This window comes from Algibacter marinivivus (assembly GCF_003143755.1).
Classification (GTDB): Bacteria; Bacteroidota; Bacteroidia; order Flavobacteriales; family Flavobacteriaceae; genus Algibacter_B; species Algibacter_B marinivivus.
Map to the genome: position 1 here is coordinate 1,589,627 of NZ_QFRI01000001.1, position 21,950 is coordinate 1,611,576.

The 21,950-nt window shown below is 34.6% G+C and carries 19 protein-coding genes and 1 riboswitch; all 19 genes read left to right on the forward strand.

The window, feature by feature from the left end:
- Positions 1 to 56: 56 nt before the first annotated feature.
- Positions 57 to 3,455, forward strand: coding sequence for a bifunctional aspartate kinase/homoserine dehydrogenase I (thrA, locus tag DIS18_RS07220; RefSeq protein WP_109352319.1), 3,399 nt, complete (start codon positions 57 to 59; stop codon positions 3,453 to 3,455).
- A 16-nt stretch (positions 3,456 to 3,471) separates the two neighbouring features.
- Entirely contained in the window at positions 3,472 to 4,035 is a 564-nt protein-coding gene (locus DIS18_RS07225; protein WP_109352320.1) for a DUF2262 domain-containing protein, read from the forward strand.
- 200 nt (positions 4,036 to 4,235) lie between these two features.
- Positions 4,236 to 5,402 (forward strand): trans-sulfuration enzyme family protein, encoded by a 1,167-nt coding sequence (locus DIS18_RS07230; RefSeq protein ID WP_425428170.1) that lies wholly within the window; start codon positions 4,236 to 4,238, stop codon positions 5,400 to 5,402.
- Positions 5,403 to 5,577: 175 nt separating this feature from the next.
- The gene (locus DIS18_RS07235) at positions 5,578 to 6,582 is read left to right on the forward strand and encodes a polysaccharide lyase family 7 protein (protein WP_109352322.1); all 1,005 of its coding nucleotides are present in this window, start codon (positions 5,578 to 5,580) and stop codon (positions 6,580 to 6,582) included.
- 39 nt (positions 6,583 to 6,621) lie between these two features.
- Positions 6,622 to 7,041: an RrF2 family transcriptional regulator gene (locus tag DIS18_RS07240; RefSeq protein WP_109352323.1), complete on the forward strand. Its 420-nt coding sequence runs from the start codon at positions 6,622 to 6,624 to the stop codon at positions 7,039 to 7,041.
- A 161-nt stretch (positions 7,042 to 7,202) separates the two neighbouring features.
- Entirely contained in the window at positions 7,203 to 7,460 is a 258-nt protein-coding gene (locus DIS18_RS07245) for a DUF2061 domain-containing protein (RefSeq protein WP_109352324.1), read from the forward strand.
- Between the two features lie 12 nt (positions 7,461 to 7,472).
- Positions 7,473 to 8,093, forward strand: coding sequence for a phosphoadenosine phosphosulfate reductase domain-containing protein (locus DIS18_RS07250; RefSeq protein WP_109352325.1), 621 nt, complete (start codon positions 7,473 to 7,475; stop codon positions 8,091 to 8,093).
- Between the two features lie 10 nt (positions 8,094 to 8,103).
- Positions 8,104 to 9,009, forward strand: coding sequence for a sulfate adenylyltransferase subunit CysD (gene cysD, locus DIS18_RS07255; protein WP_109352326.1), 906 nt, complete (start codon positions 8,104 to 8,106; stop codon positions 9,007 to 9,009).
- A gap of 53 nt (positions 9,010 to 9,062) precedes the next feature.
- A complete protein-coding gene (locus DIS18_RS07260; RefSeq protein WP_109352327.1) occupies positions 9,063 to 10,310 on the forward strand; it encodes a sulfate adenylyltransferase subunit 1 in 1,248 nt (415 codons plus the stop codon).
- Positions 10,311 to 10,323: 13 nt separating this feature from the next.
- Positions 10,324 to 12,429, forward strand: coding sequence for a HEPN domain-containing protein (locus DIS18_RS07265; RefSeq protein WP_109352328.1), 2,106 nt, complete (start codon positions 10,324 to 10,326; stop codon positions 12,427 to 12,429).
- 9 nt (positions 12,430 to 12,438) lie between these two features.
- Positions 12,439 to 13,200, forward strand: coding sequence for a uroporphyrinogen-III C-methyltransferase (gene cobA, locus DIS18_RS07270; RefSeq protein ID WP_109352329.1), 762 nt, complete (start codon positions 12,439 to 12,441; stop codon positions 13,198 to 13,200).
- A 3-nt stretch (positions 13,201 to 13,203) separates the two neighbouring features.
- A complete protein-coding gene (locus DIS18_RS07275) occupies positions 13,204 to 13,782 on the forward strand; it encodes a precorrin-2 dehydrogenase/sirohydrochlorin ferrochelatase family protein (protein WP_109352330.1) in 579 nt (192 codons plus the stop codon).
- Between the two features lie 52 nt (positions 13,783 to 13,834).
- Positions 13,835 to 14,890 carry an NAD(P)/FAD-dependent oxidoreductase gene (locus tag DIS18_RS07280; RefSeq protein ID WP_109352331.1) on the forward strand — a complete coding sequence of 352 codons (1,056 nt, stop codon included), beginning with the start codon at positions 13,835 to 13,837 and terminating at the stop codon, positions 14,888 to 14,890.
- 90 nt (positions 14,891 to 14,980) lie between these two features.
- Entirely contained in the window at positions 14,981 to 15,724 is a 744-nt protein-coding gene (gene epsC, locus DIS18_RS07285) for a serine O-acetyltransferase EpsC (RefSeq protein ID WP_109352332.1), read from the forward strand.
- Positions 15,708 to 16,598 carry a cysteine synthase CysM gene (gene cysM, locus DIS18_RS07290; RefSeq protein WP_109352333.1) on the forward strand — a complete coding sequence of 297 codons (891 nt, stop codon included), beginning with the start codon at positions 15,708 to 15,710 and terminating at the stop codon, positions 16,596 to 16,598. Before epsC ends, cysM begins: the two co-directional genes overlap by 17 nt.
- 79 nt (positions 16,599 to 16,677) lie before the next feature.
- Positions 16,678 to 16,788: riboswitch (SAM riboswitch) on the forward strand.
- Between the two features lie 48 nt (positions 16,789 to 16,836).
- Positions 16,837 to 17,853, forward strand: coding sequence for a homocysteine S-methyltransferase family protein (locus DIS18_RS07295; protein WP_109352334.1), 1,017 nt, complete (start codon positions 16,837 to 16,839; stop codon positions 17,851 to 17,853).
- A gap of 12 nt (positions 17,854 to 17,865) precedes the next feature.
- Positions 17,866 to 18,147 carry an antibiotic biosynthesis monooxygenase family protein gene (locus tag DIS18_RS07300; RefSeq protein WP_109352335.1) on the forward strand — a complete coding sequence of 94 codons (282 nt, stop codon included), beginning with the start codon at positions 17,866 to 17,868 and terminating at the stop codon, positions 18,145 to 18,147.
- Entirely contained in the window at positions 18,147 to 20,819 is a 2,673-nt protein-coding gene (gene metH, locus DIS18_RS07305) for a methionine synthase (RefSeq protein ID WP_109352336.1), read from the forward strand. Before DIS18_RS07300 ends, metH begins: the two co-directional genes overlap by 1 nt.
- 159 nt (positions 20,820 to 20,978) lie before the next feature.
- Positions 20,979 to 21,932, forward strand: coding sequence for a methylenetetrahydrofolate reductase [NAD(P)H] (gene metF, locus DIS18_RS07310; RefSeq protein ID WP_109352337.1), 954 nt, complete (start codon positions 20,979 to 20,981; stop codon positions 21,930 to 21,932).
- Positions 21,933 to 21,950: the final 18 nt, after the last annotated feature.

A 21,950-nucleotide genomic window follows, 5' to 3' on the forward strand; every position in this document is an offset into this window, starting at 1 on the left:
GTAAAAGACCTCTCTGACTTTTATAATCAGAGAGGTCTAAATTAAAATTTAGATAATTGAAACACCCATTACAACACATCATTATTAATAACTACACAACTGAGAGCGGTGTGCTTAACTCTAAAATAAAGTTAAGTTACCAGGTTTTTGGTAAGCCAATAGGAAGCGCACCAATTGTGTTGGTTAATCATGCACTGACAGGAAATAGTGAGGTGGCAGGAGAGTATGGTTGGTGGAAAGATTTAATTGGTGATGATAAAGTTATTGATACTAAAATTTACACGATTTTAGCATTCAATATTCCTGGAAATGGTTTTGATGGTTTTGTGATTGATAATTATAAAGATTTTGTGGCGCGAGATGTTGCCAAAATATTTCTAAGTGGTTTAAAAGAACTAAAAACAGGAAAATTATTTGCAACAATTGGCGGCTCTTTAGGTGGTGGAATTGCTTGGGAAATGGCAGTTTTATCACCTGATTTTACAGAACACTTAATAGTGGTAGCCACCGATTGGAAATCTACTGATTGGTTGATTGCCAACTGCCAAATACAAGAACAATTTTTATTAAACTCTAAACACCCTGTGCACGATGCACGCATGCACGCTATGTTGTGTTACCGCACACCAGAGTCTTTTAAAGAACGTTTTCAGCGTTCTAAAAATGACGATTTGGAGATTTTTAATGTAGAGAGTTGGCTGTTGCATCATGGTAAAAAGTTGCAGGAACGTTTTCAATTGTCGGCCTATAAATTAATGAATCAGTTATTAAAATCCATTGATGTGACTAAAGGACGTTCAAGTAACTTTAATGTGCTTGAAAATATTGAAGCCAAAATTCATATTGTAGGTGTAGATTCTGATTTGTTTTTTACCGCAGAAGAAAATAGAGAAACTCATAAACAATTAGCATTAACCCATCCTAACGTTACGTACAATGAAATTCATTCTGTTCACGGTCACGATGCATTTTTAATGGAGTATGACCAATTAGAAAAAATTGTAGAAGGCATTTTTGTGCCACATTCTAAAAGAAAACCAATGAAGGTATTAAAATTTGGAGGTAAATCTTTAGCCAACGGAAAAGGCTTAGAAACAGTACTTTCAATTATAAAAAATAAAGTGGAAGCTGGCGATAGAATTTCTGTTGTGGTATCTGCAAGAGGTTCAGCAACTGATGATTTAGAGGTTATTTTGAATAAAGCTCTAAAAGGAGAAACGTATCAAAAGGATTTAGAAGCTTTTAAAGCATACCAAATTGAGCCTTTGAAAACCATTGATTTTTCTGAAGAGTTTTCAGTTTTAGATAAGTTATTTGAAGGAGTTAGCCTGTTACGAGATTACAGTAAAAAGACAAAGGATAATATATTGGCGCAAGGTGAATTGTTATCTATCAAACTTATTTCAAATTTATTGAATCAATATGGAGTAAAAGCTCAAGCAACTGACGCACGCGAACTTATAAAAACTGATGAATCTTTTGGCAATGCACAACCGCTATCAAAAATTTCAAAAGAAAATACACAGGCCTATTTTAATGCAAATAAAGCCGTGGTTAATGTAGTGGCTGGTTTTATAGCTTCAAATTTAAAGAATGAAACCACTACTTTAGGAAGAAACGGAAGTAATTATACCGCAGCTTTGATAGCTAATTTTTTAGATGCAGAAGAATTACAAAATTATACACATGTTAGTGGAATTTATACTGCAGACCCAAGTCTAGTTGCCGATGCTAAAAAGATTAGAGAGTTATCTTTTAGTGAAGCTAATGAGTTGGCAAATTTTGGAACTTCTGTTTTACATGCTAAAACCATTATTCCTTTAGTTGAGAAAAATATCAACTTACGGATTTTAAATACTTTTAATGCAGATGATGAAGGGACGCTTATAACGGCTAGACCAAGTACGAAAGAAGTAACGTCATTATCCATTTTAGATAATGTAGCGCTATTAAATTTAGAAGGCCGTGGTTTACTCGGAAAAATTGGTGTTGATGCACGTATTTTTGGTGCATTGAGTAAATATGGTATTAGTGTGGGGATTGTATCGCAAGGTTCCTCAGAAAGGGGTATTGGACTTATTATTGATGCAGACCAAGCAACCCAAGCGGTAATTGCTTTAGAACGTGAATTTGAAAGCGATTTCTATTCGCAAGACGTCAATAAAATTGATGTTATTGATGATGTTGCCGTTATTTCGATTATTGGAATTGAGTTAAGTTCGTTTCATAAACCATTTAATGCACTAATTAAAAATCAAATTACACCCTTATTATTTAATAATACAGTTACAGGAAAGAATGTAAGTTTGGTGGTGAAGAAATCGCAATTGCACAAAGCGGTAAACGTAGTTCATGGCGAGATTTTTGGGATTTCAAAAAAGATAAATATTGCCATTTTTGGACATGGTGGCGTTGGTGGCGCATTGATTAATCAAATTTTAAAATCGAAAGATGATATTGAAAAACGCAAAGGCATTAATTTGAATGTATTTGCTATTGCGAATTCTAGAAAATTGATATTGGATAAAAATGGTGCGAATGCCAATTGGGAGAATGCTATAGCTTCGAGCTCTTACAAGAGTTCTATTGCCGATGTTATTACTTATGCAAAAAACCATCATTTAGAGAATTTGATAGCAGTAGATAATACTGCAAGTTCGGAGTTTTATACCAATTATATTCCGTTAGTTGAAGCGGGATTCGATTTGGTGTCGTCCAACAAAATAGCGAATACCATTTCGCACGAGTTTTATACTGAATTACGAGTACAATTAGAAAAAAACAACAAACAGTATTTATACGAAACAACGGTTGGTGCGGGTTTACCGTTAATTGATACGATTAAATTATTGCACGAATCTGGAGAAAATATCACACGAATTAGAGGTGTGTTTTCGGGGACGTTGAGTTATTTGTTTAATAATTTTTCTATGGAAGACAAGCCATTTAGTGCCATTATTCAAGAAACGGTGGATAAAGGTTTTACAGAACCCGACCCTCGAGAAGATTTCTCAGGAAATGATGTGGCTAGAAAGCTGTTAATTTTAGCAAGAGAATTAGATTTGCAAAATGAATTTGAAGATGTTGAAGTATTGAATTTGATTCCTGAGGCTTACAGAGATATTTCGGTTGAAGACTTTTTGAGTCAGTTAGCCGTTTTAGATGACCAATATCAAACGTTGAAAGACGATCAAAAGGAAGGATATGTATTGCGTTATGTTGGTGATTTATCAGGAGATTTATCGCAAGACAAAGGGAATTTGGAAGTGAAATTAGTTTCAATTCCAGAGGACAGCACGTTGGGGCATGTAAAAGGTAGTGATGCTATTTTTGAGATTTTTACAGAAAGTTATGGCGAGCAGCCTATAGTGATTCAAGGAGCGGGAGCAGGAGCAGAAGTTACGGCGCGTGGTGTGTTTGGTGATATTTTGAGGTTGAGTAAGCATATTAATTAGTTGTTAGTAATTTGAAATGGGAATATTTTCATGGTTCAATAAAAAAGCAAGTTTTAATTTAAAAAAGTCTGACTTTAAAATCGAAAATGAATCATTTTACGATTCAGAGGCATCAGAACTTGTAAATGTGGAGTTTGCCAAAGACGTGACTGAATGGAAAAAGGAAAATGGCATAACCGAAGACAGAGAGTTAAACTACGATAGAAGTGTAGCTAATCTTCTTCTTTTTGGAAATCAAGTAGAAATAGTTTACCACCATGCAGAAATAGAACTGAATGAAAATGATTTTCTTAATGAAATAAATAAAAAATTAAATTGGGTTTCGAAAAATCAAAAGGAAATTAATAATGATATAGCAAGAAAACTTGTTCCATTAAAAAATGGAAGTTGGTTAGGAGAAAATGAGTCCAAAATTTCTAAAAATAATTTTCTAAATCGAATAAGATTAGATTCAATATTATTTTTTGGAGATTTAAGTTTTGAATTAATATACGATGATGGTAATTTGTTTTGGAAACACCAAATTGTTGTGGATTTGAATAAAGATAACAAACTAATTAATATAGATATTCAAGGATAAAAATGTGTACACGCAAAACATATAAATAAAGTTTGTAACGAGCGTAAGCGTTTAGATTTAAAACCAAACCCCAGCAAACAAGTGCATTAGGGATTGCAGAGGAAAGCCCACAGCCCGACAAAGGAGGTGCGAGGACTTGGAACGGAAAGCCCGACCCGATAGGGAAATGCCCAAATAATAAAATAAAAAAAAGAATTAAAGTGAGCCATAAAAAATTTGAAACCGACGCGATAAGAACGCAGAGTGAACGCTCTCAGTTTTCGGAACATTCTGTGCCCTTGTACTTAACGTCGGGGTTTGTATTTGACGATGCGGAGGATATGAGAGCTTCTTTCGCGGAGGAGAAGCAGCGCGATTTGTACAGTCGTTACAGCAACCCAAACGTAAACGAGTTTGTGGATAAAGTAAGCGTAATGGAGGGCGCGGAAGCAGGATTTGCCTTTGCGAGTGGTATGGCTGCGGTGTTTTCTACATTTGCAACATTGCTAGATGCGGGCGACCATGTGGTGTCTTGCAGCTCTGTATTTGGGGCAACGCATGGATTGTTTACCAAATACTTCCCGAAGTGGAATATTGAATGTTCGTATTTTAGTATTAATGATGTTGAAGCGATTGAGGATTTAATTCAACCAAATACCAAGTTTATTTATGCAGAAACGCCAACAAATCCTGGGGTTGATGTTTTAGATATGGAAGCGTTAAGTGCTATTTGTAAAAAGCACAATTTGCTATTGGTGATTGATAATTGTTTTGCGACACCGTATTTACAAAACCCGATTAAGTTTGGTGCGGATTTGGTGATACATTCGGCTACGAAATTAATGGATGGACAAGGGCGTGTTTTAGGCGGTGTTACGGTTGGTAAAGCGGACTTGATTCGCGAGATTTATTTGTTTTCTAGATTAACAGGGCCAGCTATGAGTCCGTTTAACGCATGGGTACTATCTAAATCTTTAGAAACATTAGCTATTCGTGTGGATAAGCATTGTGAGAATGCTTTAAAATTGGCTGAATTTTTGGAGGCACACCCTAAAGTGAAATGGGTGAAATATCCGTTTTTAAAATCGCACCCAAAATATGAGATTGCCAAAAAACAGATGAAGCTTGGTGGTAATATTGTTGCTTTTGAAGTGGAAGGTGGTTTAGATGGTGGTAGGGCATTTTTAAATGCTATTAAAATGTGTTCGCTTTTGGCTAACTTAGGAGATACGAGAACTATTGTAACACATCCTGCAAGTACTACGCATGCTAAGGTTGAAACTGATGTTAAAGATGCTGCGGGCATTACTGATGGTATGGTTCGCGTTTCGGTTGGGTTAGAGCATGTACATGATATTATTGCGGATTTGAAGCATGCTTTAGGGTAAACTTTATTAAATCATTTTTAATCATTGAACTATTTTAGTCTATTAACTTTCCATTTAGATTAAAATGGATTTAATTTTCATGAGTGAAATACATGTTTTGAGCGTTTTACAAGGATTTTTTAAAATTGGTTAACCAATTTCGAAATTAAGTTACTACTTTTGTAAAAAACATGTTATGAAGAAAATAGCAAATAAATTGTTACCAATTCTTTTAATCAGTATTTTTTTATTGGGTTGTAGTAAAAGCGATTCTGTAAATGAAGACGAAGAAATGGAAGAGGTGATTCAAGAAGAAGAGGAAGAGGAAGAAGAGGAGCAACAACAATCTAATGATGGCTTAGATCCAAATAAAGCACCTTCGGAAAATTTCGATTTATCTACATGGAATTTGAGCATACCTGAAGATAAAGGTAATGGTACTGCAACGACTATTACTGTTAGTCAGATTAATAATAAATATGAAAACAATAAATATTTCTACACAGGAACTGATGGCGGTATGGTTTTTAAATGCCCTGTGGAAGGTTTTAAAACGTCCCTAAATACTAGTTATGTACGTGTAGAACTCCGTGAAATGTTGAGAGGTACTAATACAAGTATAAGTACGCAAGGTGTAAATAAAAACAACTGGGTTTTTGGTACTGCTCCAGCTGCTGACAAAAGCGCTGCTGCTGCTTATGATGGAGAAATGACTGCCACACTTGCAGTAAATCATGTTACCACAACAGGTAGCAGTGGTCATATTGGACGTTTAGTTATTGGCCAAATTCATGCTAATAGTGATGAACCAATTAGAATCTATTACAGAAAATTAAAGAATAACACGTTAGGTTCTATCTATTTTGCTCATGAACCAACTGATGGAAATGGAGATGAACAATGGCATGAGATGATAGGCTCTAGAAGTAATAGTGCTTCTAATCCTTCAGATGGAATAGCCTTAAATGAAAAATTCACTTATAGTATAAAAGTTGTTGGGGATTTGTTAACCGTTACTATTTCTAGAGAAGGAAAAAATGATGTAGTTAAAACTGTTAATATGGTAAATAGCGGCTTTAATGTTGGAGGCCAATATATGTATTTTAAAGCCGGTTTATATCATCTTAATAACTCTGGTAATAATGATGATTATGCTCAAGTTACTTTTTATGCTCTAGAAAAATCTCATACAAATAACTAAAATAACTTGTTCGTTTTTTAAAATTCCTATATTAGCATCATGCTATCTAAAAAAACAAAATACGGTTTAAAAGCGCTTACTTATATTGCAAGAAGTGAAAGTGATATGCCTGTTCAAGTTGGTCTTATAGCTAAGAGTGAACAAATTCCGCAAAAATTTTTAGAGGGTATTCTTTTGACTTTAAGGAAATCAGGGATTTTAGGTTCTAAAAAAGGGAAACACGGTGGCTATTATCTAAGAAGTTTGCCTTCAGAAATTAAAATGACTGATGTGATGCGTGTTTTGGAAGGACCAATTGCTATGGTGCCTTGTGTAAGTTTGAATTACTATGAGAAATGTGACGATTGTCCAGATGAAAACTTGTGTAGCGTCCATAAATTGATGATTCAAGTTAGAGATAATACTCTTAGTGTATTTAGAAACACCACTTTAGCTGATTTATCCAATACTTCCAAATAGAGAATTCTTAAAATTGATCCAGTTTTAAAAGAATTTTATACAGTTAAACCTTAAAATATTCCATTATTCTAAAAAGTTGTTAAAACACTTTTTTGTGTTATAAAATGTGTTACATTTGTATTTCCTACTAAATTGATAGGATTAATATAAAATAACAACAAATGATAGCGCAAATGTTATTAAAGAGTAAAGAAAAGTCCACTTACAAGGAGGATAGTGTTGGCGAAAAGCCAATACGAAGTGTAGCAAAGGCATTAAGTTGGAGGGTTGTAGGTACTTTAGATACTCTGGTAGTTTCATACATATTAACTGGTAAAATTACGGTTGCAGCATCTATAGCTTCAGTAGATTTTTTAACAAAACTAGTATTGTACTTTTTCCATGAGCGTATTTGGAATGCTATTAAATGGGGGAAATAAAGGAGTAGAATTATGTTTACAGACAATCAAATAGAAGAATTAAATAAAAGCTTTGAAAAAGCTTCACCATCTGAAATTATTCAGAAGGCTTTTGAACTTAATAACAAAGCGGTAGTTACAACAAATTTCAGACCTTATGAAGCGGCAATCCTTCATGCGGTTAGTGCTGTTGATTCAACAATACCAGTAGTTTGGTGTGATACAGGTTACAACACACCACAAACCTATAAACACGCAGAACAAATAATTAAAGATTTAAGCTTGAATGTGTCTTTATATGTGCCAAAACAAACATCTGCACACAGAGATGTGGTTATGGGGATTCCTAGTATAGATGCACCAGAGCATGCTTTATTTACTGAGCAAGTGAAGTTAGAACCTTTTAAAAGAGCGATGGAGGAGCACAAACCAAACGTATGGTTTACAAACTTACGTCAAGGGCAAACAGCATTTAGAAATAGTATCGGTATTTTTAGTTTAAGTAAAGATGGTGTTTTAAAAGTAAGTCCATTTTACTATTGGTCTGATGAAAAATTAGATACCTATTTAGAAGAAAATAACCTATCAAACGAATTTAAATACTTTGATCCAACAAAAGCATTAGAAAACAGAGAGTGTGGTTTACACGCTTAAATAAGATATTATGAATAAAGACACATCACATATCAACTCGCTTGAAAACGAAGCGATTTACATCATGAGGGAAGTAGCAGCACAGTTTGAAAAACCTGTATTGTTATTCTCTGGAGGGAAAGATTCAATTACCTTAGTAAGATTAGCTGTAAAAGCTTTTTATCCAGCTAAAGTTCCTTTTCCATTAATGCACATTGATACTGGGCATAACTTCCCTGAAACGATTGAGTTTAGAGATCGTTTATGTAAAGAATTAGGTTTGGAATTAATCGTTAGAAACGTACAAGATTCTATTGATGAAGGTAAAGTTAAAGAAGAGTCTGGACGTTATGCAAGTAGAAATATGTTGCAAACAACAACGCTTTTAGATGCTTTAGAAGAATTCAAGTTTGATGCTGCAATTGGTGGTGCAAGACGTGATGAAGAAAAAGCAAGAGCTAAAGAGCGTATTTTTTCTGTTCGTGATGATTTTGGGCAATGGGATGAAAAAAATCAAAGACCAGAATTGTTTGATATGTTGAATGGTGATATTGATCATGGTCAAAATGTGCGCGTATTTCCAATTTCAAACTGGACCGAATTAGATGTTTGGTCTTATATAGAAAAAGAAAATATTGAAATTCCTTCAATTTACTTTGCACACAAACGTAACGTATTCTTAAGAGATGGTATGATTTGGTCTGCTGAAGATGATGTAGTTTATAGAGATGAAAACGAAGAAGTTGTAGAAAAAATGGTTCGTTTTAGAACTGTTGGAGATATGAGTTGTACAGCGGCAGTATTATCAGATGCAGTTTCAATTTCTAAAGTAGTAGAAGAAATTAGAGATTCTACAATTTCTGAAAGAGGTGCTAGAATCGATGATAAACGATCTGAAGCAGCGATGGAGAAACGTAAACAACAAGGGTATTTCTAAAAAGAATAAATCAACTAAAAAAACAATCCTTCTTTAGAGGGTAATCATATAAAATGGAAGTATTAAAAATAGCAACAGCAGGAAGTGTAGATGATGGGAAAAGTACGTTGATAGGACGTATTCTTTACGATACAAAATCCTTAACTACAGATAAGTTAGAAGCCATTGAAAAAACAAGTAAACAACGTGGATACGATTACTTAGATTTTTCATTAGCTACGGATGGTTTAGTTGCAGAAAGAGAACAAGGAATCACAATTGATGTAGCACATATTTATTTTTCAACAAAAAAGAAAAGTTACATTATTGCAGATACACCTGGTCATGTTGAATATACACGTAACATGGTAACAGGAGCTTCAACTTCCCAAGCATCTATTATCTTAATTGATGCTAGAAAAGGTGTTATTGAGCAAACAAATCGTCATTTCTTCATCAATAATTTATTGAGAATTAAAGATGTTGTTGTTGCAATTAACAAAATGGATTTAGTTGACTACTCTGAAGAAGTTTACAATAAAATCAAAGCTGATTTTTCTGAATTGATGAGCAAAAGAGATTATCAAGATCAGAAAATTACTTTTATTCCTGTAAGTGCTTTAAAAGGTGATAATGTTGTAAATAAATCTGATGCAATGCCTTGGTATGAAGGCGAAGCCTTATTAGAGCATTTAGAGCAGTTGGATAAAGCTGATATTTTTAATGTTGGTACACCACGTTTCCCTGTGCAATATGTTATTCGTCCAAAAACGGAAGATTTCCATGATTATAGAGGGTATGCAGGAAAAGTATACGGAGGCGATTTAAGTGTTGGCGATGATATTATTGTGTTGCCATCAAAAACACGTTCTAAAATTAAGGATATTTATTTCTATGATGAAAAGTATGAAACGGCTTCAAGACGTTCATCGGTAACCATCACTTTAGAAAATGATATTAATGTAAGTCGTGGCGACATGATTGTTAAAGAAAACGATTTACCAACGATTGATAAACAATTTACTGCCAATGTATGTTGGATGGATTCAGACCAATTAAATCCTGGAGGAAAGTATATTGTTCAGCACGGAATTAATAAAGTACTGGCAAAAGTGGATAGAATCAATCATAAAATTAATCCAGATTATTCAGGTTTTGAAAAAGATGTTACAGGGTTAGAAATTAATGATATTGCTTCAGTAACATTCAAATTAAATAAACCGATTTTTTACGATCAGTTTAGAAATCATAGAACAAATGGTTCATTTATTTTAATTGATCCACAATCAAATAATACGGTTGGAGCCGGATTTATCCAATAAATAGAAAAAGAAGATGAAAAGTTTCGAAACAGAAATAGAGAATCCGATAGTCCAAAAAGACATTATAGAATTAGCTCAAAAAATAGAGCTTTTCCATAACGGAAAAATCGACGAAGAAAAATTTAGAAGTCTGCGTTTAGCACGTGGAGTTTACGGTCAGCGTCAAGAAGGCGTACAAATGATTCGTATCAAAGTACCTTACGGAAAACTAAAAAGCAATCAATTACGAAGAATTGCAGCAGTTTCTGATGAGTATTCTCGCGGTCGTTTACATATCACAACACGTCAAGATATTCAGATTCACTATGTGGATTTAAATAGAACGCCAGAGCTTTGGGCAGAGTTAGAAAAGGATGATGTTACTGTCCGTGAAGCTTGTGGAAATGTAGTAAGAAATGTAACCGCTTCTGAAACAGCAGGTATTGATATAGATGAACCTTTTGATGTTTCTCCTTATGCTGATGCATTGTACAAGTTCTTTTTGCGTAACGCTATCTGTCAAGAAATGGGACGTAAATTTAAAGTCTCTTTTTCTTCAACAGATGAAGATACAGGATTGTCGTACTTACATGATATAGGATACATTGCCAAAGTAAAAGACGGTGTTCGTGGTTTCAAAGTAATGGTGGGCGGAGGCTTAGGGTCTCAACCACGTCATGCAGATGTATTGTTCGATTTTGTTGAGACCGATAAAATCATTCCAATTATGGAAGGTGTTTTAAGAGTTTTTGACCGTTACGGAGAGCGTAAAAGTCGTGCTAAAGCAAGAATGAAATTCTTATTAAAAGATATCGGTTTAGATGCTTTTAGAGAATTAATTGAGCAAGAACAAAACGCTATTGAATTTAAAAGTGTTGCTATTGATGCAGAATCTTATGTGGCTTCAACTCCAGTAGAACTTACTGAAATTCCAGAAGTAACAATTAAAGATCAACAAGCTTTTGAAACTTGGAAATCGACTAACTTAATTCCTCAAAAGCAGGAAGGTTATGTAGGTATCGGTATCAAAGTATTGTTAGGTGATTTTTATACAGATAAAGCACGGTTATTAGCTGATTTAGTAGATAAATATAGTGCCGGTGAGGTGCGTTTAACATTACGTCAAAACATCGTTATTCCTTTTGTAAAAAGAGAATTAGTACCGTTTTTCTATAATGAATTAGAAAAATTAGGTTTTGTTGAAGCGGGTTATAATAAAGCGGTTGATATTACAGCTTGTCCAGGTACAGATACATGTAATCTAGGTATTGCGAGTAGTACTGGAATTGCAGTGGAATTAGAGCGTGTTATTAAAGCGGAATATCCGCAATACTTAAAGAACCAAGATTTAGTTATCAAAATTAGTGGTTGTATGAATGCTTGTGGACAACACAATATGGCAAATATTGGTTTCCAAGGCATGACGGTTCGTACACCAGATAAATTAATTGCACCTGCATTGCAAGTATTACTAGGAGGAGGAAATCAAGGCGATGGAAATGCAACGTTTGCAGATAAAGTAGTAAAAGTGCCAAGTAAAAGAGGACCTGAAGCATTACGAAGAATCTTAAATGATTATGAAGCGAATGCCAACGGAAAACAATTTGTTGAGTACTACCAAGAAAAAGGCGAAAAGTACTTCTATGATTTCTTGAACGATTTACAAGATGCAAGTAATTTAACTCAAGCCGATTTTATTGATTGGGGCGAAGAAGAAAAATACGTAAAAGAAATAGGGATTGGAGAATGTGCTGGTGTTGTTATTGATTTAATCGCTACCTTATTTTTTGAAAGTGAAGAGAAAATTGAAAATGCAAAAGAATCTTTTGGTAACGGAGTGTATTCAGGAGCTATTTATTTAGCTTACCAATCTTTAGTTAATTCTGCGAAAGCTTTGTTATTAGCTGAAAACAAGAAGACCAATACACATGCAGGCATTATTTCTCAATTTGATGAGTTATTTATTGCTAGCGGAAGAATAGATTTAGGGACGTCTTTCTCTGAAATGATATATCAAATTAATAAATTTGCACCAACAGCCGAATTTGCAACAAAGTATATTGAAAATGCTAATGAATTTTTAGGTAAAGTTAGAGCATTTAGAGAAGCTCAAACACGTCTAGAAAAAAAGGCAGTTTAAAAAACATAAATGAGTATTAAAACCCCAAAATTAACGGTTGTAGGTGCAGGTCCTGGCGATGAAGATTTAATTACCCTTAAAGCAATTAAGGCTATTGAGTCTGCGGATGTTATCTTATATGATGCACTTATCAACGAATCTTTATTAAAATATGCTTCGGATGAAACTGAATGTATTTTTGTGGGGAAACGTAAAGGTTGTTATGCTTTTCAACAGGAGCAAATCAACGAGTTAATTGTTACTAAAGCCAAAGAAAAAGGGCATGTTGTACGATTAAAAGGGGGCGACCCATTTATTTTTGGTCGTGGTGCAGAGGAGATTGATTATGTAAGAGGATTTGGTTTAGAAACCTACGTGGTGCCAGGTATTTCATCAGCATTGGCTGTTCCGGCATATCAAGGCATTCCGTTAACAAAACGTGGGTCTTCTGAAAGTTTTTGGGTAGTTACGGCTACAACTAAAGACCATGCCTTATCTGCCGATGTTGAATTAGCGGCAAAATCGACTGCAACCATTGTTATTTTGATGGGGATGCATAAATTGAGTGAAATTGTTAAAGTGTTTTATGCTGAAAATAAGCGAAACACACCAGTTGCAATCATTCAGAATGGTACACGAGATAATGAGAATGTAGGTTTTGGAACTATTCGTAACATTCAACAAGTTGTAAAAGAAAAGCAACTCACAGCTCCAGCTATTATAGTTATTGGAGATGTTGTAAAAGAGCGAGCAAAATTAGACTCAATTTCAAGAGAAGTGGTTGAACTATAAATTATGGAAAGAAATAATTTATATCCAATTTTTTTGAAAGCTAAAAGCTTAAGTGTGCTTATTGTTGGAGGTGGAAACGTTGCTGAAGAAAAATTAACGTTCTTATTAAAATCGAGCCCTGATGCTCATGTTACTATGGTATCGCCTATGTTTCGTGAAGGTACTAGAGCGCTTGCAAAAAAAGGTTGTGTAACATTAGTTGATGATGTTTACAATAAAAAGTATTTAATTGGCAAGCATATGGTTGTAGCTACGACAGATGTACCTGAAGTGAATGTTCAGGTTTGGAAAGATTGTAGAGCAGAAGCCAAATTAGTAAACGTTGCCGATAATCCACCATATTGTGATTTTTATATGGGCGGTATTGTAACAAAAGGTAATGTGAAAGTAGCGATTAGTACTAACGGAAAATCGCCAACAACAGCTAAGCGTTTACGTCAGTTTTTTGAGGATGTCATTCCTGAAAATGTGGACGATTTAGTAAAGAATTTAAACGAGTATAGAAAAACAATAAAAGGGGATTTCGAAGAAAAAGTAGAAACACTAAACGAATTCACAAAAGGATTAATAAGTAAAAAGTAAAGAACAAGACCAGTCAGGTTTAAAAAACCTGACTGGTCTAAATTAGATAAAAATGATTAAGACTGATATAATTATCATAGGTGCAGGACCAACAGGGTTATTTACTGTTTTTGAAGCAGGATTATTGAAATTGAAATGTCATTTAATTGACGCATTGCCACAACCAGGTGGACAATGTTCAGAGTTATATCCTAAAAAACCTATTTATGATATTCCTGGGTTTCCAGAAATTTTAGCAGGAGACTTAACCAGAAATTTGTTAGAACAAGGAAAGCAGTTTGAACCAGGATTTACTTTGGGAGAACGTGCTGATACTGTTGAGAAACAAGAAGATGGTACATTTATAGTAACTACAAATAAAGGAACAAAGCATCAAGCGCCTGTTGTAGCAATAGCTAGTGGTCTTGGTAGTTTTGAACCAAGAAAACCACAACTGGAAGCGCTTGCTAAATATGAGGATAGAGGTGTTGAGTACATGATTAAAGAGCCAGAGATGTATCGTGATAAGAATGTTGTGATTGCTGGTGGTGGAGATTCAGCATTAGATTGGAGTATATTTTTAGCAGATGTTGCAAAAAGTGTAACGCTTATTCATAGACGTAATGAATTTAGAGGTCATTTGGATTCTGTTGAAAAAGTTCAAGAATTAAAAAATGATGGTAAAATCAATTTGATTACACCTGCAGAAGTAACTGATATTTTAGGAGATGGTAAGGTTGAAGCATTAGAAATCACAAAAAAGGACGAGTCTCCTATTACTTTGGAAACTGACCATTTTATACCTCTGTTTGGGCTATCACCAAAATTAGGGCCTATTGCGAATTGGGGCTTAGAGATTGAAAAAAACGCCATAAAAGTTAATAATGCCTTAGATTATCAAACTAATATTCCTGGTATTTTTGCTATCGGAGACGGTAACTATTACCCAGGAAAATTAAAACTAATTCTTTGTGGTTTTCATGAGGCAACAATAATGTGTCAAGCGGCATATAAAATCATTAATCCAGGTAAGAAATTTGTATTGAAGTACACAACTGTTAGTGGTGTAAACGGTTTTGATGGCACTAGAAAAGAAGCGCCAAAAGCTGTAGTTCAAGCTATTAATTAATGAAAAAGACTTTTTAAGTCAAGAATTAAAAATATAAATTCATAATCCTACGAGATTTTTCAAAACCTTGTAGGATTTCATATTTAACAGATGAAAAGTTATAACGTTTGCCTAAAAGATACAGCAAAAACATTCACTAAAAGATTGTTTTACTCGTTGTTTGATTGTGCGCAAGAGGAGGTGCATGCTGATTATTTGGAGAAGACTTTTTTAAAGATACTGACTACGTTAGAGATTGAAAATGGCAAGGAAATTTGGGCGACATTTAAGGCTGAGCTTCCTGAAATTAGAAAAAAACTGGATTTAGATGCGATTGCTTTTGAGAGTAATGACCCTGCTTCGCACTCTTTGGCGGAGATTTATATGGCGTATCCTGGTTTTTATGCGATTTCGATTTACAGATTGAGTAATGCGCTTTACAAACTTGGGATTTATATTTTACCGAGGATGATGAGTGAGTATATTCATGGGATTACGGGTGTTGATATTCATCCAGGAGCAACAATTGGCGAGTCGTTTTACATTGACCACGGAACGGGAATTGTGATTGGTGAAACGTCTATTATTGGTAAAAATGTTAAGATTTATCAAGGGGTAACTTTGGGAGGAATTTCGGTTTCTAAAAATTTGGCTTCTACAAAAAGGCATCCAACAATTGAAGATAATGTTTGTATTTATGCTAATGCGACCATTTTAGGTGGCGATATTGTAATTGGTGCAGATAGTATTATCGGAGCTAACGTATGGATTACAGAATCGGTTCCAGAAAATTCGTTGGTAACCTATCAAACAGAAATTAAAATAAGACCAAGAAAAAATGGGATTCGAAAATAGTATTATTGGTCAGATTGGAAATACACCTCTAGTTGAAGCGACGCATCTTTTGAAAAAAGAAGGTGTGCGTTTGTTTTTAAAACTGGAAGGAAATAACCCTGGTGGAAGCGTGAAAGATCGTCCTGCTTTTAATATGATTAATGAAGCTTTAAAAAGAGGCGATATAAAAAAAGGTGATACTTTAGTTGAGGCTACCAGTGGAAATACAGGAATTGCCTTGGCTTTTATTTCTAAACTTTTAGGGCTTAATATGGTTCTAATTATGCCAGAACACTCTACAGAAGAACGTGTAAAAACGATGCGTGCTTATGGTGCTAAGGTTATTTTAACCCCATCGGATATTGGTATTGAAGGATCAAGAGATTTGGCTTTTAAATTAAGAGATGAAAAAGGGTATACTGTGCTAAACCAGTTTGAAAATAATGACAACTGGAAAGCGCATTATAAAACCACAGGTCCAGAAATTTGGAAGGCTACAGAAGGTAAAATAACTCATTTTGTCTCTGCAATGGGAACAACAGGAACTATTACGGGTGTTTCTAACTATCTAAAAGAGAAGAGTAATAATATTACAATTGTTGGTGCACAACCCGCAGACGGTTCTAGAATTCCTGGGATTAGAAAATGGTCACCAGATTATGTACCAACAATTTTTAGTAAAGCAAAAGTTGATAAAGTAATTGAAGTTACAGAAGAAGAAGCTAAAGAAACAACCCAGCGTTTAGCTAAAAAAGAAGGTGTTTTTGCAGGAATGAGTAGTGGTGGTTCTGTGTTTTGTGCATTAACAATTGCTGAACAAATAGATGAAGGAATTATTGTAGCAATTATTTGCGATAGAGGAGATCGATATTTGTCATCATCACTTTTTGAATAGTAGGTACAATTTTTATAAAATTAGTGTGAATAAAGGAATATAGTTAGTACTTTTGTGCCTGAGTTCATTAACGTAATTATTGTTATCAAGAAAGGTAGAGGGATTAGACCCGTTGAAGCCTTGGCAACCCTTTAACTTTTAAAGAAGGTGCTAAATTCTACTAATATAATTTGTATTAGAAAGATAACGAAAAGTATTTCACAACTTTTCTTGATGACATATAGATAATAAATATCGAATGTCGAATATACAACAAGTATTAAAAGAACGAATTTTAGTTTTAGATGGCGCTATGGGCACCATGCTACAAGCTTATAAATTCACGGAAGAAGATTTTAGAGGTGAGCGTTTTAAAGATTACCCTACACCATTGCAGGGTAATAACGATTTGTTGTCTATTACACAGCCAGAAGCAATTAAAACCATTCACGGAAAATATTTTGAAGTAGGTGCAGATATTGTTGAAACCAATACGTTTTCAGGAACGACCATTGCTATGGCAGATTACCAAATGGAAGATTTGGTATATGAATTGAATTATCAATCGGCTAAAATAGCAAAAGAAGTTGCTGATGAATTTACTGCTAAAGAACCCCATAAACCACGTTTTGTAGCAGGTTCAATAGGGCCAACAAATAGAACAGCAAGTATGTCTCCTGATGTGAATGATCCTGGATATAGAGCTGTAACTTTTGATGAATTACGTATTGCATACAAACAACAAGTTGAAGCTTTAGTTGATGGCGGTGTAGATTTGTTATTAGTAGAAACGGTATTTGATACTTTGAATGCCAAAGCAGCTTTATTTGCTATTGAGCAAGTAAAGGAAGAACGCAATATTGATATGCCAATTATGTTAAGCGGAACAATTACGGATGCATCAGGGAGAACTTTATCAGGACAAACAGCTGAAGCGTTTTTAATTTCGGTATCACATATTCCATTATTATCTGTTGGGTTTAATTGTGCTTTAGGGGCAAATTTATTGCAACCACATTTAGAGGCAGTTGCTAATAAAACAGATTTTGCTATTTCAGCACATCCAAATGCTGGTTTACCAAATGCCTTTGGAGAATACGATGAAACCCCAGAAGAAATGGGAGAACAAATTGAAGAATATTTAAAGAAAAATTTAATAAATATTATTGGTGGTTGTTGTGGTACTAGTCCGGAGCATATTCGTGTGATAGCGAATATTACTGCTAAGTATAAACCACGTGAATTTGTCACTCTGAGCGCAGTCGAAGAGTCTTAGTCTAAACAAATTATGATTCTAGAAGTAGCCATATTAAACATAAAAGAAGGGCTTTCTGCTGAGTTTGAAATTAATTTCAAAAAAGCAGAATCAATCATTTCTTCAATGAAAGGTTATATTTCTCATGAATTAAAAAAGTGTATCGAAGAAGACGATAAATATATATTATTAGTAAACTGGGAAACGATTGAAGACCATGAAATTGGTTTTAGGCAATCAGATGAATATCAAGAATGGAAAGCATTATTACACCATTTTTATGAACCGTTTCCAACAGTAGAGCATTATAAATAATGAAGATTAAGCAAACAAAATACATGAAATTATCTGGTTTAGAACCTTTGATTCTAAACGAAAACAGCAATTTTATAAATGTAGGTGAGCGTACAAACGTTGCTGGTTCTAGAAAGTTTCTACGGTTAATCAAGGAAGAGAAATTTGATGAAGCGCTAGATATTGCAAGACACCAAGTAGATGGTGGAGCGCAAATTGTAGACATAAACATGGACGATGGACTTCTTGATGGAAAAGAATCCATGGTACGTTTTTTAAACTTGATAGCTGCTGAACCAGATATTTGCCGTGTGCCTATGATGATTGATTCTTCCAAATGGGAAATCATTGAGGCTGGGTTACAAGTGGTACAAGGGAAGTGTGTGGTAAATTCTATTTCGCTTAAAGAAGGCGAAGAAAAATTTATTTGGGAAGCGAAGCAAATAAAAAAGTATGGAGCTGCTGTTATTGTTATGGCGTTTGATGAAGTTGGACAAGCCGATAATTATGAAAGGCGTATTGAAATAGCAAAACGCTCTTATGATGTTTTAGTAAAAAAAGTTGGTTTCCCTTCAGAAGATATCATTTTCGATTTAAATATATTTCCTGTAGCAACAGGAATGGATGAGCATAAAAGAAATGCTATTGATTTTATAGAAGCGACGAAATGGGTTCGAGAAAATCTTGAGAATGTTTCTGTAAGTGGTGGTGTGAGTAATGTGTCGTTTTCTTTTAGAGGAAACAATACGGTACGTGAAGCGATGCATTCGGTGTTTTTGTATTATGCCATCCAGAATGGTATGAATATGGGGATTGTAAATCCTGCGATGTTGGAGGTTTATGATGATATTCCAAAGGATTTATTAGAACACGTTGAAGATGTAATTCTTGATAGACGAGACGATGCTACAGAGCGATTATTAGATTTTGCTGAAACAGTAAAAGGTACTAAAGCTGAAAAAACAGTCGATTTATCATGGCGCGAAAATCCGTTACAAGATAGAATTACGCATGCATTGGTAAAAGGTTTGGATGCCTTTATTATTGAAGATATAGAGGAAGCAAGACTTGCTGCGAACAAACCCATTGAAGTTATTGAGGGCAATTTAATGACTGGTATGAATGTGGTTGGCGATTTGTTTGGAGCAGGAAAAATGTTTCTGCCTCAGGTAGTAAAATCGGCACGTGTGATGAAAAAAGCGGTGGCGTATTTGAATCCGTTTATTGAAGCTGAAAAATCAGATAAGTCAGAGCCTGTTGGTAAAATATTAATGGCAACCGTAAAAGGAGATGTTCATGATATTGGTAAAAATATTGTGAGTGTTGTACTAGCCTGTAATAACTACGAGATTGTAGATTTAGGTGTTATGGTGCCACCTGAAAAAATTATTGAAACGGCTATTTCAGAGCGTGTAGATGCTATTGGATTATCAGGGTTAATTACGCCATCGTTAGATGAGATGGTGTATTTGGCAAAAGAGATGCAAAACAAAAATTTTGAAGTGCCATTGCTAATTGGTGGAGCAACAACATCAAAAGCGCATACGGCTGTTAAGATTGATACACAATACAATAATGCTGTAGTACACGTTAATGATGCCTCAAGAGCGGTAACGGTTGTTGGCGATTTACTGAATAAGAAAACAGCGCATGCTTATGTGGCGAAAATGAAGAAGGATTATGATGAATTCCGTACTAAGTTTTTAAAACGTGGTAAGGAGAAATCATATATTTCAATTGAAGAGGCACGAAAAAGAAAATATAAAATTGATTGGGAAACATCTGAAATTGTAAAGCCTAAGGAATTGGGCGTTCAAATTTTAAAGCAATTAAGCTTGAAAGAATTATTGCCTTTTATAGATTGGAGTCCGTTTTTTAGAAGTTGGGATTTACATGGAAAATATCCAGATATTTTAAAAGATAATGTTGTTGGTGAGCAAGCCACACAATTGTTTGAAGATGCTCAAGACATGGTTCAGCAAATTATAGCGAAGCAATCTTTAAAACCAAAAGCAGTTTTTGGATTATTTGAAGCGAATTCAATTAATGAGGATGATATTTCGGTTCAGAAAAAGAGTGAAGAGATTGCTGTTTTTAGAACATTGCGTCAGCAATTAAAAAAGCGTGATGGAATTCCAAATCATGCTTTAGCAGATTTTGTTGCGCCAAAAGAGTCTGGTAAAACAGATTATATGGGAGCTTTTTGTGTGGGTATTTTTGGAGCACAAGAATTGGCTGATAGTTATAAAGCAAAAGATGATGATTACAATGCGATAATGGCACAAGCCATAGCCGATAGATTTGCAGAAGCATTTGCTGAATATTTGCATAAACAAATAAGAACAAAGCATTGGGGTTACGCTGCCAATGAAGATTTAACAAACCAAGATTTAATAAAAGAGAGTTATAAAGGAATTCGTCCAGCACCTGGGTATCCTGCGTGTCCTGATCATTTGGAAAAGGAAACGATTTGGGACTTATTGGATGTTGAAAAATTGATAGGGGTTACCTTAACTGAAAGTTTAGCAATGTGGCCTGCAGCAGCAGTTTCTGGATATTATTTTGGTAATCCAGAATCGAAATATTTTGGATTAGGTAAAATTACAGATGATCAATTAACTGATTATGCAGAGAGAAAAGGCATTGACAAAAGTAAAGCTAGAAAATGGTTACACCCTAATTTGGCGGAATAACCCGCGTTAGGGATTGCAGTGGAAAGCCCACAGCCCGATCCCGATAGCTATCGGGAGAGGTGCGAGGACTTGTAACGGAAAGCCCGACCCTTGTGGTAACGCCAAAAAAATAAATTATAGATGAGGTTTCGCTATAGCGATAATGACAAAAAAGAATAGATGAAAGTAACAGAGCACATAGAAAAAGCGAACGGTAAAACGTTGTTTTCGTTTGAGATTATTCCGCCTAAAAAAGGAAAAAATATTCAGGAATTATATAATAATATAGATCCTTTGATGGAATTTGAGCCTCCTTTTATTGATGTAACAACTTCCAGAGAGGAGTTTATTTATATTGAAAAAGAGGGGCTATTTGATAGAAAGATTACTAGAATGCGACCAGGGACTCTAGGTATTTGCGCTGCAATAAAGCATAAATACAATGTAGATACTGTACCTCACGTACTGTGTGGTGGCTTTACTAAAGAAGAAACTGAGTATTTGTTGGTGGATTGCCATTACTTAGGCATTAATAATGTTATGGCTTTACGTGGTGATGCTATGAAAGGTGAACAATATTTTAAAGCTACAAAAGGAGGACATTCTTATGCTACGCAACTCGTAAATCAAATTCAGAATTTAAATTCTGGAAAGTATTTACATGGTATTTTAGATGTTGATGATAAAGCAGATTTTTGTATTGGCGTAGCTGGTTACCCAGAAAAACATTTAGAGGCGCCATCAATGAAAACCGATTTAAAACGCTTAAAAGAAAAGGTTGATGCCGGTGCGGATTATGTTGTAACACAGATGTTTTTTGATAATAAAAGGTATTTTGACTTTGTTGAGGCTGCAAAAAAAGAAGGGATTAATGTGCCTATAATTCCTGGCATTAAACCAATTGCTGTAAATAGACATTTACAATTATTACCGCAGGTTTTTAAAATTGATTTACCTGAATCTTTAATTACAGAAGTTTATAAATGTAAAGATAATAAGCAGGTAAGACAGGTGGGGGTTGAATGGTGCATTCAGCAGTCTAAAGAATTACTAGATGCTGGTGTTCCCGTATTGCATTATTATTCTATGGGTAAAAGTGATAATATAAAAGCTATTGCTTCGGCATTGTTTTAATAATTACGTTACTTTTAC

What these genes read in the sequence shown, in the direction of transcription:
- DIS18_RS07225 (WP_109352320.1), top strand. Translation starts at nt 3,472, where the DNA reads ATGGGAATATTTTCATGGTTCAATAAAAAAGCAAGTTTTAATTTAAAA.
- DIS18_RS07235 (WP_109352322.1), top strand. Translation starts at nt 5,578, where the DNA reads ATGAAGAAAATAGCAAATAAATTGTTACCAATTCTTTTAATCAGTATT.
- DIS18_RS07240 (WP_109352323.1), top strand. Translation starts at nt 6,622, where the DNA reads ATGCTATCTAAAAAAACAAAATACGGTTTAAAAGCGCTTACTTATATT.
- DIS18_RS07245 (WP_109352324.1), top strand. Translation starts at nt 7,203, where the DNA reads ATGATAGCGCAAATGTTATTAAAGAGTAAAGAAAAGTCCACTTACAAG.
- DIS18_RS07250 (WP_109352325.1), top strand. Translation starts at nt 7,473, where the DNA reads ATGTTTACAGACAATCAAATAGAAGAATTAAATAAAAGCTTTGAAAAA.
- cysD (WP_109352326.1), top strand. Translation starts at nt 8,104, where the DNA reads ATGAATAAAGACACATCACATATCAACTCGCTTGAAAACGAAGCGATT.
- DIS18_RS07260 (WP_109352327.1), top strand. Translation starts at nt 9,063, where the DNA reads ATGGAAGTATTAAAAATAGCAACAGCAGGAAGTGTAGATGATGGGAAA.
- DIS18_RS07265 (WP_109352328.1), top strand. Translation starts at nt 10,324, where the DNA reads ATGAAAAGTTTCGAAACAGAAATAGAGAATCCGATAGTCCAAAAAGAC.
- cobA (WP_109352329.1), top strand. Translation starts at nt 12,439, where the DNA reads ATGAGTATTAAAACCCCAAAATTAACGGTTGTAGGTGCAGGTCCTGGC.
- DIS18_RS07275 (WP_109352330.1), top strand. Translation starts at nt 13,204, where the DNA reads ATGGAAAGAAATAATTTATATCCAATTTTTTTGAAAGCTAAAAGCTTA.
- DIS18_RS07280 (WP_109352331.1), top strand. Translation starts at nt 13,835, where the DNA reads ATGATTAAGACTGATATAATTATCATAGGTGCAGGACCAACAGGGTTA.
- epsC (WP_109352332.1), top strand. Translation starts at nt 14,981, where the DNA reads ATGAAAAGTTATAACGTTTGCCTAAAAGATACAGCAAAAACATTCACT.
- cysM (WP_109352333.1), top strand. Translation starts at nt 15,708, where the DNA reads ATGGGATTCGAAAATAGTATTATTGGTCAGATTGGAAATACACCTCTA.
- DIS18_RS07295 (WP_109352334.1), top strand. Translation starts at nt 16,837, where the DNA reads ATGTCGAATATACAACAAGTATTAAAAGAACGAATTTTAGTTTTAGAT.
- DIS18_RS07300 (WP_109352335.1), top strand. Translation starts at nt 17,866, where the DNA reads ATGATTCTAGAAGTAGCCATATTAAACATAAAAGAAGGGCTTTCTGCT.
- metH (WP_109352336.1), top strand. Translation starts at nt 18,147, where the DNA reads ATGAAGATTAAGCAAACAAAATACATGAAATTATCTGGTTTAGAACCT.
- metF (WP_109352337.1), top strand. Translation starts at nt 20,979, where the DNA reads ATGAAAGTAACAGAGCACATAGAAAAAGCGAACGGTAAAACGTTGTTT.